Genomic DNA, 12,463 nt, shown 5'->3' with positions numbered 1-12,463 from the left:
CTGGCTGGCTGTGGCCAAGGTATGCCACAAGCTATGAAGCCATCCCAGATTGAAAGGTAGAACCCGATCTCATGAGCGAGCAGCTGACTCTCACCATCGACGGCGAGCAGGTACAGATTGACGCGGGAACCACCGGTCTGCAGCACTATGCCGATCAGAAAGACGTGGTTGTCATGCACGTCGACGGCGTACTGCGCGACCTGTCCCGTGCACTGGAAGCAGGTACCACCGTCACCCGTGTGACCATCAACGACCCCGAGGGGTTGGAGGTGCTGCGCCACTCGACAGCCCACGTCATGGCCCAGGCCGTGCAGCAGCTGCGCCCAGATGCCAAGCTCGGTATCGGTCCATACATCACCGACGGCTTCTACTTCGACTTCGATGTCGCCGAGCCGTTCACCCCAGAAGATCTCAAGCAGCTTGAAAAGATGATGCTCAAGATCGTCAACCAGAACCAGCTCTTCGGCCGCCGCGAGGTCACCCCGGAAGAAGCCAAGGCTGAAATGGCCAATGAGCCGTACAAGCTGGAGCTGCTGGCCAAGGCTGACTCCGCCGACACCTCCGGCGAGGGCGTGACCGTCGAGGTCGCCGCCGGCGAGACCACCATCTACGACAACGTGGACCGCAAGTCCGGTGACATCGTGTGGAAGGACCTGTGCCGCGGCCCGCACCTGCCGAACACCAAGCTGATCAAGAATGCCTTCGCACTGACCCGTTCGGCCGCCGCCTACTGGCTGGGCAGCGAGAAGAACAAGCAGCTGCAGCGCATCTACGGCACTGCCTGGCCGACCAAGGAAGACCTCAAGGCCTACCAGGAGCGCCTGGCCGAGGCCGAGCGCCGCGACCACCGTAAGCTCGGTGCGGAGCTGGACCTGTTCTCCTTCCCGGATGAGCTTGGCTCGGGCCTGCCGGTGTTCCACCCCAAGGGCGGCATCATCAAGCGCGAGATGGAAGACTACGTGCGCGACCGCCACGTAGAAGAAGGCTTCCAGTATGTGGGCACCCCGCACATCTCCAAGGACGGGTTGTTCCACACCTCGGGGCACCTGCCGTACTACGCGGACACCATGTTCCCTGCGCTGCACATCGACGAAGAGCGCGATGAGGACGGCAACATCACCAAGCAGGGTCAGGAATACAGGCTGAAGGCCATGAACTGCCCGATGCACAACCTGATCTTCCGTGGCCGCGGACGCAGCTACCGGGAACTGCCGCTGCGCCTGTTCGAATTCGGCCACGTCTACCGCTACGAGAAGTCGGGCGTGGTCCACGGCCTGACCCGCGTGCGCGGCTTCGCCCAGGATGACTCGCACTCCTACGTCACCAAGGAGCAGGCTCCGGCCGAGGTTGAGCACCTGCTGAACTTCATGCTCTCCCTGCTCAAGGACTTCGGCATGGACGACTTCTACCTGGAGCTGTCCACCCGCGATCCAGAGTCGGACAAGTTCATCGGCACCGATGAGCAGTGGGCGGAAGCCACCGAGGTTTTGGAGCGCGTTGCCACGCAGTCCGGCGTCGAGCTGGTTGCCGATCCAGGCGGAGCCGCCTTCTACGGTCCGAAGATCTCGGTCCAGGCCAAGGACGCCATCGGCCGCACCTGGCAGATGGGCACCGTGCAGTATGACTTCAACCAGCCTGCACGCTTCGGTCTGGAGTACCAGGCTGCCGACGGCTCGCGCCAGGAACCGGTGATGATCCACGCCGCCAAGTTCGGCTCGATCGAACGCTTCCTGGGCGTGCTCACCGAGCACTACGCCGGCGCCTTCCCTGCGTGGCTCTCGCCGGTGCAGGTGCGCGCCATCCCGGTGGCCGAGGCCTTCAACGACTATCTCTCCGAGGTCGTCGCCAAGCTCAAGGCCCAGGGCGTCCGCGTGGAACTGGATGATTCATCGGATCGCTTCCCGAAGAAGATCCGCAATGCGTCCAAGGACAAGATTCCATTTGTCCTCATCGCCGGCGGCGAGGATGCTGACGCGAATGCGGTGTCCTTCCGCTTCCGCGATGGCAGCCAGGACAACCAGGTTCCTGTGGACGAGGCGGTAGAACGCATCGTCACCGCCATCAAGAACCGCGACAACAACAACTAAGCACACCGGCTAAGGGAGTCCACCAGCATGCAGTACCCACAGGACGAGAATGTCACCGACGATTTTGAACTCGCCGGTGTCCCAGACTCGTTCCAACGCTTGTGGACTCCTTACCGGATGGCTTATATCAAGGGCGGCCAGGGACAGGTCAAGGACGAGAGTACCTGCCCCTTCTGCGCCGGTCCTGGGCGCACCGATGAAGAAGCACTGATTGTCCACCGCGGCAAAACCTGCTTCGTCATCCTGAACCTCTTCCCGTACAACCCAGGCCACCTGCTGATCTGCCCCTACCGCCACGTGCCGAACTACACGGACATCACCGTGGAGGAGACAGCGGAAATGGCGGCGCTGACCCAGCATTCAATGCGGGTGCTGCGCAAGGTGTCGAACCCGTCGGGCTTTAACCTGGGCATGAACCAGGGTGAATCCGGTGGAGCGGGCATCGCCGCCCACCTGCATCAGCACGTGGTGCCGCGCTGGAGCGGGGATGGGAACTTCTTCCCCATCATTGCGCAAACCAAAGCGATTCCGCAGACCCTGTCCGAGGTGCGCGCCGCAATCGCCGGGGCGTGGGGCGAGGTGGCTGAATCCGCCCTCGTCGAGCCCCTCGATGTAGCAGAATAGGCGAACGCATCAGCGCGTTGCCGACCAGAAATAGTCTGGTCGGCAACGCGCTTTTTGCTGCCCGAAGGCGGTTTATCGGGGTGATCGATGCAGGCTGTAGGGGTGATCGCAGGCCGCCCACGGGCCCTCCTGTGCGCCGCGGCCAATTTGCCGCCCGGCTGCGTGGCAATGGCGAAGGGAAACTCGCAGATCCACCCACGGGGAAATGCCCGGGAAACCGTGGAAAGCAGGTGCTAGCGGGGTCGAATCTCTTCCAGGGGGCCGGAGGCCCGCCCAGGTGCAATGAGCGCCACCCGGCGGAGGTCTTCGGTGCGAGACACGCCATTGAACGGTGTTCAAGAATGAGCTGATCAGGGTGTACGGTGTGTAATCAACATACATTGAACACCGTTCAAGAATTGCGAATCCCTGAGCCTGCCATCGGCTCGGCAAGCAGCACTCGCGGTGTTCCAGTTCGAAAGGCACCCCCATGACCTTGAACATTGCAGACCCCCACGAGGCATCTCCAGCAAACACCGTCAGCGCCGAGCAGCTCGCAGCGCAGGTCTTGGCAGGCCACCACATCACCGAATCCGAAGCACTGGGAATCCTCGCAACCCCGGATTCTGCGACGCTGTCCTTGGTAGGGGCCGCAGGAACCCTGCGTCGCAAGTACTTCGGAAACACCGTCAAGGTCAATTACCTGGTCAACCTGAAGTCCGGGCTGTGCCCGGAGGACTGCACGTATTGCTCCCAGCGCCTTGGCTCCACGGCGGAAATCCTCAAGTACACCTGGCTCAAACCCGACGAAGCGGTGGCCCAGGCAGGCTATGGCATTGCCGGAGGGGCCTCCCGCGTCTGCATGGTCGCCTCCGGCAAGGGTCCGACCGACCGTGACGTGGACCGGGTGGCCACCATGGTCGAACAGCTCAAGGAAGAACACCCGCAGGTTGAGGTCTGCGCCTGCCTGGGCATCCTCAAGGACGGTCAGGCGGCCCGGCTCAAGGAGGCCGGGGCCGACGCCTATAACCACAACCTGAACACCTCCGAATCCCTCTACCCGGAAATCTGTACCTCGCATAGTTACCAAGACCGGGTCAACACCGTGCAGCAGGCCCAGTCCGCCGGGCTCTCTTCCTGCTCCGGACTGATCGTCGGCCTGGGCGAAACCCCGGAGCAGCTTGTCGAGGCGATCTTTGCCCTGCGTGATCTGGGCTCGGAATCCATCCCCGTCAATTTCCTCATGCCCTTCGACGGAACCCCCATGGAGGGCACCTGGCTGCTGACCCCGCTGGCCTGCCTGAGAATCCTCGCCCTGGTGCGCATGGCATGCCCCGATAAGGAGCTGCGCATCGCCGGCGGGCGCGAAATGCACCTGAGGTCCCTGCAGTCCACCGCCCTGGAAGTCGCCAACTCGATCTTCCTCGGCGACTACCTGACCAGTGAGGGACAGGGTGCGGCCAAGGACCTGGAAATGATTGCCGACGCGGGATTCGTCGTCCTGGGCCAAGAATCCTCCAGCCCGGCCGAGGTGGCCCGAGGACTGCGGGAAGCCACCCATGCCGCGGGCCCAGCAACCACCCAAGAAGAACACGCCGGCGGCTGCGGCACGGGCTGCGGTACAGGCTGCGGTCCGAAGGATTCGGGGGCGGCCGGCTGTGGCAGCGCGGCCGCGGGCTGTGGATCCACTGCCCTGCGCGAACCTGTCCTGCGCCGCCGCGGAGCAGGAACCGCCGAGGATCCCAACGCATGAAAACTGCAACGCGTAACCTTCTGAGCCGGGATGCAGGGCTGCTCTGGCACCCCTATGCGGCGGTGGACGCCGGGGCGCACTACGCCGTGAACGGAGCGCAGGGAGCCGAGCTGCTCCTGCGAGATCGCAGCGGTGCCGAACACCGGGTCGTGGACGGCATGGCCTCATGGTGGTCGATGGTGCACGGCTACCGCAACCCTGTCCTGGACGCCGCAGCGCACGCACAAATCGAAAAATTCAGCCACGTCATGTTCGGCGGGTTGACCCATGAACCCGCCGTCGAGCTGGCCGAACGCCTGGTGTCGCTGGCTCCGCCGAACCTGCGCCATGTATTCCTCGCAGACTCGGGGTCCATCAGCGTCGAGGTGGCGCTGAAGCTGGCGCTGCAGTATCAGGACGCCTGCGGCAAACCCGAACGCCAGCGCTTTATGGCCCTGCGCGGCGGCTACCATGGGGACACCTTTGCCGCGATGAGCGTCTGCGACCCGCAGGACGGCATGCATGCGGCCTTCGCACCGCTGTGCAGCGAACAGATTTTTCTGCCGCGCCCGCCCGCCGCGGAACATACGGTGGGCGGAGGCTGGATCTACGACGAGGAAGAACTCGACGCCTGGGAGTCCCAGGCACGCCGCCTGGCCGCCAAACATGCGCAGAGCCTGGCGGGGATCATCTTCGAGCCGCTGCTGCAGGGTGCCGGCGGCATGTACCTCTACCCGCCGCGCGTCATTGCGGTGCTGCGCGAGCTTGCCGACAAACATGGGCTGCTGCTGATCGCCGATGAAATCGCCACGGGCTTCGGGCGCACCGGACAGCTCTTTGCGGTGCAGCATGCCCAGGTAGAGCCGGACATCATGTGCGTGGGCAAGGCGCTGACCGGCGGCTACCTCTCGTTGGCAGCCATGCTCTGCTCGTCGCATGTGGCCCAGGTACTGGCCGGAGGCGGTGCGTCGGCGTTGCTGCACGGCCCGACATTTATGGGCAATCCGCTGGCCTGCTCCATCGCATGCGCCAGTGTGGACCTGCTCACCGGTACTCCCGAGACCGGCGGTGCCGCGGCACGGCAGGCACCTTGGCAGGAGCAGGTAGCTCGGCTGGAACGAGCGCTGCGCAGTTCGCTGGCATCAGCACGCACCCTGCCACAGGTTAAAGCGGTGCGCGTACTGGGCGGGGTTGGGGTAATCCAGCTGCGCCAACCCGTCGACGTCGCCCGGGTGACCGCCGCCGCGGTGGAACGCGGCGCCTGGGTCCGGCCCTTCCGGGACCTGGTGTACGTCATGCCGCCCTATATCTGCACCGACGACCAGCTGCAGCTGCTCGGCGCCGCGCTGTGCGGTGCCGTCGAACAGGTCTACGGGGGGTTGAGATGAGGACACGGGCCACGGCCACGAGCTGGGATGCCTGGTTGAGCACCCGCGCCGCGGTGCGCACGGCGAGGGAGATGCAGCGCAGCGACAACTCGCGCGAAGCACTGTTCGACCTGGCCTCCAACGACTACCTGGGGCTCAGCTCGCACCCTCGGGTGCGACACGCCGCGGTCAACGCCGTCTGCTCCATCGGCACCGGCGCCACGGCCAGCCGCGTGGCCTCGGGCACCTGGGGGATCCACCGGGACTTGGAGGCGGCGTTGAGCAGGTACACCGGCAGGAGCAGGGCGCTGGTATTTTCCAGCGGCTACACCGCGAACCTCGGCGTGCTGGGCGCGTTGGGCGGCCCCGGAAGCCTGATGCTGCTCGATGCGCACGCCCACGCAAGCCTGATCGACGGGGCACGCCTCTCCGGTGCGGCAACGTCAAACTTTGAACACAACGACCTCGATGACCTGAACGCCGCATTGCGTGCCAACGCGGAATCCACCGCGGGCAAGCCCCGGGTGCTTGTGGTGGTGGAATCCCTATATTCGGTGCTCGGCGACGCCGCACCGCTGCAGCCGCTGGCCGAGCTGTGCTCGCACCATGGCGCCCTGCTGCTTATCGACGAAGCGCACTCGCTGGCCGCCGTGCCGGGCGGATCGGCCGCCAACGCAGCCGGGCTGGCTCAGGCGGAGCATGTACTGGTCACCGCCACCCTGTCCAAGGCGCTGGGGGCGCAGGGCGGAGCGGTGCTGCTTGGCGGGGCGCAGGCGTCATTGTGGCGCGAGCACCTGCTGAATACCGCCCGCACCTTCATCTTCGACACGGCCCTGGCCCCGGCCGCGGCGGCTGCCGCCCATGCGGCGCTGCAGCTGGCCACCGAGGAAAGGATTACCGGACTTGGAGCCAACGCGCTGATGATCCGCCGCCTGCTGTCCAACGAAGAGCATCTGGCCGGCCGGGTTGAGGATGCCGCCGGTGCGGTGCAATCGGTGCGCATGAAATCCCCGCAGCAAGCGATCTTGGCCGCAGCCCTGCTGCGAGAACGGGGCATCGCCGTTTCCTGTTTCAGGCCGCCAAGCGTACCCGACGGCATCTCGCGTCTGCGCCTGACCGCCCACGCCCATCAGCATCCCGCCGAACTTGCCGGCGCCGTACAAGCCGTGGCCCGAACCATAGGAGAGGTCGAATCATGAGTTGTCCATTCGCACCGGCACTGCCAGCACCTGCACCTTCCGCCACCGCGGCGGCCCCGCTGGCCCAGCGGCTGGACCAGGTGTTTCCGCAGCTGGTCACCGACCGCTATCGCAGCATCGAAGACCCCCAACTTGTACGCGAAATCCTGCGCCATGCACAGGAATTCACGCCTGCCAATGCCCTGCAGGCGGCGGTGGAACTGGAGCCTGCCACGCTGCGGATCCTCGCCCGGGGACGCTTCGCCCTGCCACCGGTGCTTGCCAGCGCCTCCGGGGCAGAGCACCTTGCGGTCAGGAGGGTGGTTGCCGGCTTTTTCAGCCCCGCGAAGGTTGCTCAGCAGCGCGAGTTCATCGCCGAACGCACCCGTGAACTGTGCGCTGGTCTTCGCGAACGCTATCGCTGGGGCGATGAGGTCGACCTCGCGCAGGAGCTCGCCGCCGTCATCCCGCCGGAGGTGATGGCCCGCATGAGCGGAACCACGATCCCGCCCATGGACCAGCTCAAGGGATGGAGCAGGGACTCGCTGGAATTGTTCTGGGGCTGGCCCGATGCCCGGCGGCAGCAGGAGCTTGCGCACAGCGCCGTCGGCTACCATACGTGGCTTCGCGGCTCCGTCGATGAAGCACTAAAACGCGATGACGGCAACCTCTATTCCGCCCTGCACCACGCGGGCGTAGACCGCGCCCGCATCGTTTCGCTGGCCTATTTCCTGGGGATCGCCGGTCAGGAAACCACCGCAATGCTCATCCAGGGCGCCCTGTTCACCGCCCTGCACGACGGCCGCTGGTCCCGCTGCGCCGCAGCGGAAGGCGGTGATGCAGCCAGCGACAGCGTGGTGCATGAAGTCCTGCTGCACGCATCATCCGTGCCCACCTGGCGCCGTGTCGTGCTCAGCGATACCACCCTGGCAGGCCAGAACTTCTCCGCCGGTGAAGAACTCGTGCTCCGCCTCTCCGGTGGGGCAGTCGCCGAGTCGGGAGACGACTCATTGGTCTTCGGGTTTGGGCTGCATCGCTGTCTGGGCGCGGGACTTGCCCGCATGGAAACCGAGGTGGTCCTTCGTCAGGCCGCAGGGGCGCTGCCCGACATCGAGCTGAGCGACCCAAGCCCCGGATGGCGCCACCTCATTTCATTTCAAACTCCCGAAGCTGTCATTACCCGCCGCAAGAGAACCAGGGAGCGCAGCGCATGATCTATGTCATTACCGGCACCGATACCGATGTAGGAAAAACCGTCGCAACGGCAGCCCTGGTGGCCAGGGAGCTGGCGCAGGGACGCAGCGTGGCCGTCTACAAGCCGACGCAGACGGGTGTGGACGCCGCGGAACCCGGAGATGCCCAGAACATTGCGTCATGGTTGGGGGAGCCGGCCCGGCTGAGCATCGCGGAGGGTGTGCGGCTGCGCGAGCCCATGGCCCCGGTGGATGCGGCGCTGGTGGCGGGGGGCCAAGCGGCGATCGACGCACTTCCAACACTCGATGAACACCGTGAACGGATTCGCAGGCTTGCACTCGACCATGACACGGTCTTCGTTGAGGGCGCTGGGGGACTGCTGGTCACCCTGTGCGCCGCCGGTGCAAATATCGCCGATCTAGCCGCCGCAGTGGAGGCCCGCCTCGTGGTGATCACCCGCCCGGATTTGGGAACCCTGAACCACACCGCGCTGACCCTTGAGGCGGCGGTCAATCGGGGCTTCAACCGAGGAACCCTGCTGCTGGGCAGCTATCCCGAGAATCCCACGGTCCTGCATCACAGAAACCTGGGGAACCTCCGGGCATTGGCAGGGCATCACGGGTGGCATTTCGCCGGGGCGCTGTCCGCCTCCATAGCATCCGGCAACCCCAAAGAACGACTGGTCAACGCCACGTTGGCGCTGAGCTTCGAGCAGGCTTCGGCGTGCATTTAATCAGCGCCGCGGGCGTGGAATTGGGTTGTTAAAACCAGCTCAAAAATACCCATTGCCAACGGCTATACATCGGGGTAGCCTCCTATACGTGAGTACAGCACAACAGGATCTGACAGGTCGAGCCAGGTTGCGCGACGCGGCAATCGAGGCCTTCGCCGCGCAGGGATTTGATGTTTCCCTGCGGGCGATCGCCACCCGCGCCAACGTCACCGCAGGGCTGGTGCGCCATCATTTCGGATCCAAGGAGGCGCTGCGGGAAGAATGCGACGCCACCGTGCTCGAACGCTACCGCCGCATGAAGGAAGATTCCCTGGAGGCAAGCCCCCAGCAGGTGTTCAACCATCTGCCCAGCTCCAGGGAGGGCGGGGTGCTGATCCTGTACATTCTGCGTTCGGTGCGCGACGGCGCCCAGGCAGGTACTCAATTCACCGAGCACCTGATCGCAGAAGCGCTCGTTCTTTTGGACCGGTCCGTCTCGCGCGGGCTGGTCGTCCCCAGCCGCAATGAACCGGCTCGGGCACGCTTTTTGATTCTGCAGTCCCTAGGGGCGCTGGTGTTGCACTTCGCGCTGAACCCGCCGCAGGATCCAGAAGACTTCGCCACCGTGATGCAGGACTACTATGCGCAAATTGCCCTGCCCACACTGGAGCTTTATTCTGAAGGGCTGTTCACCGACCCGGCCTATCTCAACGAGTATCTGGCCTCCGGCGCAGCCAATGTCCCTCCCGCGGGGTCCGCGGGAACTGCCGAACCTCGGTAAAGGAGTACGCCATGGCCACCACCATTCCGGCCATTGAAGTGAGCGGACTACACAAGAATTTCGGGCGCACCGCCGCCCTGTCAGGATTGGACCTGCGGGTTGAAACCGGCCAGGTTGCCGGGTTCCTGGGGCCGAACGGTGCAGGAAAATCCACAACCATCCGCATCCTGCTGGGCCTGCTGAAGGCGGACGGGGGAGCAGCGCGGATGCTCGGCGCCGACCCCTGGCAGGATGCCGTCGCCCTGCACCGCCGCGTGGCTTATGTCCCGGGCGAGGTGAACCTCTGGCCGAACCTCACAGGCGGCCAGGCCATCAGCATCCTGTCCAAACTTCACGGCCAGGTCGATGAGCAGCGCCGAAGCGAGCTGCTTGAACGCTTCGATCTAGATCCGTCCAAAAAGGCCCGCAGCTATTCCAAGGGCAACCGCCAGAAGGTCGCCCTGGTTGCAGCGCTCTCCTCACGCGCCGAGCTGTTGCTGCTCGATGAACCAACCTCGGGCCTGGACCCACTGATGGAACAGGTCTTCACCTCCTGCATCCGCGAAGCCGCCGACGAGGGGCGCAGCGTGCTGCTCTCCAGCCACATCTTCGCCGAGGTCGAAAAGCTCTGCGACACCGTCACCATCATCCGCGACGGACAGACCGTTGAGGCGGGCCGGCTCGCCGACCTGCGCCACCTGCAACGCACCGAAGTCACCGTGGATGTCTCAGGCGACGCCGCCGAACTTACCGCGGTCCCGGGCGTTGAGGATTTGAAGCTGGCCGGCAGCACCGCAAGTTTCAGCGTCGATCCGGCACAGCTGCCAGGGGTTCTAGCCGCACTGGCGCGGTATTCGCCGCGCAACCTGATCAGCGCACCGCCATCGCTGGAGGACCTGTTCCTACGCCACTATTCGGATGAGGCCCGCACCCCGGTCTCAGCCCAGGGAGGCGAGCTGCGATGACCACCGGCACCGCCCACGGGCGTCATACAGCGACCGAACGCATCCAGCCACAGGTCTCCTCGGCCGGCGGCACCAGCACGCTGGCCGGCGTCGGGACGGCCGCATGGTTCATCCTTCGCCGCAACTGGCTGCGCCTGAGCATCTGGGCTCTGGTTCTGGCCTCGATGATCCCGATCGTCTACGACTCACAGCAGCAGGCTTTCCCCACGCAGGAAGCGCGCGACGCCTACGCCCAGGTGGCCAACACCCCGGCCGTGGCAGCCATGACCGGTCTGCCCTATGCCGCGGGATCACTGGGAGGCATCCTGGTCATCAAGATCTGGATGACGCTTGCCGTCGCTCTGGCCTTCGCCGTGGTCTTCCTGATCACCCGCAACGGCCGCGCCGATGAGGAAGCCGGGCGCACCGAATTGCTGCGCTCCACGGCGCTGGGACGCCACGCCTACCCGAGCGCGAACTATCTGGTTTCCGCGGGGCTGTGTCTTCTCACCGGCCTGCTCATCAGCCTGTTGTGCCTGTCGGTTGCACTGCCCGCGACCGGCAGCTGGATCATGGGCGCCTCCATCGCCGGCACCGGACTGGCATTCATCGGCCTGGCGGCGATCTGCGGCCAGCTCGCTTCCACCAGCCGTGGAGCGAACTCGCTGGGAGTGGCGCTGATCGGCCTGTTCTACTTCATTCGCGCCGCCGCCGACCTGCAGGCCGACGGCATCAATCCCAGCTGGCTCAGCTGGCTTTCGCCCATTGGCTGGGCACAGAACATGCGCGCCTTCGGCGAGGACAACTGGTGGCCTCTGCTCGCTCTGACCGGCTTAGGCGTGCTCGGCTGCTTGGCGGCATTGCGGATCGACAGTTCCCGAGACTTAGGAGCAGGCATCCTGCCCGAACGCCGGGGACCTGCAGCCGCCAGCAGATTCACTACCACCGCGCTGGGACTAACGCTGCGGCTGCAGCGCTCCTCGCTGATTGGCTGGTTCATCGGCGCGGCCGTCTCGGGATTGTTCTTCGGCTCCGTTGCTCAGGCCATGAGCTCGCTGCTGGATCCCGATAACCCCTTCGCCCGCAATTTCGTGGGCACCGGGCACAGCATGCTCGACGGTGTTCTTGGCATCTTCGTGGTGTTCAACGCCTTGCTGGCCGGCGCCTTTGCGATCCAGTGCCTTGGCGCCGCGCGCAGCGAGGAAGAAAGCGGTCGGCTTGAACAGCAACTTGCGGGCTCCCTGTCCCGCGGCACGTGGCTCGGCGCCCACCTGCTCATCGCGGTGCTGGGTTCGGGGCTGATGCTGCTGCTCGCCGGCTACCTGACCGGGGCGTCGTCCCAGGGATCTGGCGATCCGGGCCAGCTGGCTGGCGCCTGCCTGGCCTTCTGGCCGGCGGTGCTCTCGATGCTGGGCCTGCAGCTGCTGACCTTCGGCTACCTTCCGCGCTTCACCACGGCAATCACCTGGGCGGTCTACGGGCTGTCGGTGATGGCGGCAATGTTCGGCGGGCTCTTCTCGCTTTCGGACGACGTCATTCGCTCCACCCCGTTCGGTGCCATCCCGCGAGTCCCTGCCGAGGAATTCAGTTGGGCCCCGCTGGCTGTGCTGACGTTGATATCACTGGTGCTCGCTGCCGCCGGCATGGCCAGGTTCAACCGCCGCGATGTCCTGACCAACTAACTACTCAGATCCGCCCGCCCTGTGCCACGCACACGGCGGGCGGACTACCAAGCACTTCGCGCCAATCCATATCGCCGACCCTGATGCCGCCTCATGGCAGGCAAGACCTCTAACAGTTTCACGGGTCAATTGGGACTGGGGTCCAAGAACTGGCACCGCGTCTAAGGAAACTAAGAGCTAAACCAGTGCACCCATGATTCGTCA

The 12,463-nt window shown here is 65.1% G+C and carries 10 protein-coding genes; all 10 read left to right on the top strand.

Annotated features, from left to right (window positions below; translation table 11 throughout):
• Positions 1-71: 71 nt before the first annotated feature.
• The 10 genes from thrS (at position 72) to RUH64_RS11075 (ending at position 12,259) form a co-directional block, all read left to right on the top strand.
• Entirely contained in the window at positions 72-2,087 is a 2,016-nt protein-coding gene (thrS, locus tag RUH64_RS11120) for a threonine--tRNA ligase (RefSeq protein ID WP_313813390.1), read from the top strand.
• Positions 2,088-2,114: 27 nt separating this feature from the next.
• A complete protein-coding gene (locus RUH64_RS11115; protein WP_313813389.1) occupies positions 2,115-2,711 on the top strand; it encodes an HIT domain-containing protein in 597 nt (198 codons plus the stop codon).
• Between the two features lie 469 nt (positions 2,712-3,180).
• Positions 3,181-4,443: a biotin synthase BioB gene (bioB, locus tag RUH64_RS11110; protein WP_313813388.1), complete on the top strand. Its 1,263-nt coding sequence runs from the start codon at positions 3,181-3,183 to the stop codon at positions 4,441-4,443.
• A complete protein-coding gene (gene bioA, locus RUH64_RS11105) occupies positions 4,440-5,810 on the top strand; it encodes an adenosylmethionine--8-amino-7-oxononanoate transaminase (protein ID WP_313813386.1) in 1,371 nt (456 codons plus the stop codon). Before bioB ends, bioA begins: the two co-directional genes overlap by 4 nt.
• On the top strand, positions 5,807-6,988 hold the full coding sequence (locus RUH64_RS11100) for an aminotransferase class I/II-fold pyridoxal phosphate-dependent enzyme (protein WP_313813385.1): 1,182 nt from the start codon (positions 5,807-5,809) through the stop codon (positions 6,986-6,988). Before bioA ends, RUH64_RS11100 begins: the two co-directional genes overlap by 4 nt.
• On the top strand, positions 6,985-8,181 hold the full coding sequence (locus tag RUH64_RS11095) for a cytochrome P450 (RefSeq protein ID WP_313813384.1): 1,197 nt from the start codon (positions 6,985-6,987) through the stop codon (positions 8,179-8,181). The genes RUH64_RS11100 and RUH64_RS11095 overlap by 4 nt, the downstream gene beginning before the upstream one ends.
• Positions 8,178-8,894 carry a dethiobiotin synthase gene (bioD, locus tag RUH64_RS11090; protein ID WP_313813381.1) on the top strand — a complete coding sequence of 239 codons (717 nt, stop codon included), beginning with the start codon at positions 8,178-8,180 and terminating at the stop codon, positions 8,892-8,894. Before RUH64_RS11095 ends, bioD begins: the two co-directional genes overlap by 4 nt.
• Before the next feature lie 88 nt (positions 8,895-8,982).
• Entirely contained in the window at positions 8,983-9,654 is a 672-nt protein-coding gene (locus tag RUH64_RS11085; RefSeq protein ID WP_313813380.1) for a TetR family transcriptional regulator, read from the top strand.
• A gap of 11 nt (positions 9,655-9,665) precedes the next feature.
• Positions 9,666-10,598, top strand: a complete 933-nt coding sequence (locus RUH64_RS11080; RefSeq protein ID WP_313813378.1) for an ABC transporter ATP-binding protein — start codon at positions 9,666-9,668, stop codon at positions 10,596-10,598.
• Complete coding sequence (locus RUH64_RS11075) at positions 10,595-12,259, top strand: ABC transporter permease (protein ID WP_313813377.1); 1,665 nt, start codon at positions 10,595-10,597, stop codon at positions 12,257-12,259. Before RUH64_RS11080 ends, RUH64_RS11075 begins: the two co-directional genes overlap by 4 nt.
• Positions 12,260-12,463: the final 204 nt, after the last annotated feature.

Source organism: Glutamicibacter sp., from assembly GCF_032154645.1.
Classification (GTDB): Bacteria; Actinomycetota; Actinomycetes; order Actinomycetales; family Micrococcaceae; genus Glutamicibacter.
The sequence above is the reverse complement of the archived record's forward strand: the minus strand, read 5'-3'. Positions and strand labels throughout refer to the sequence as shown.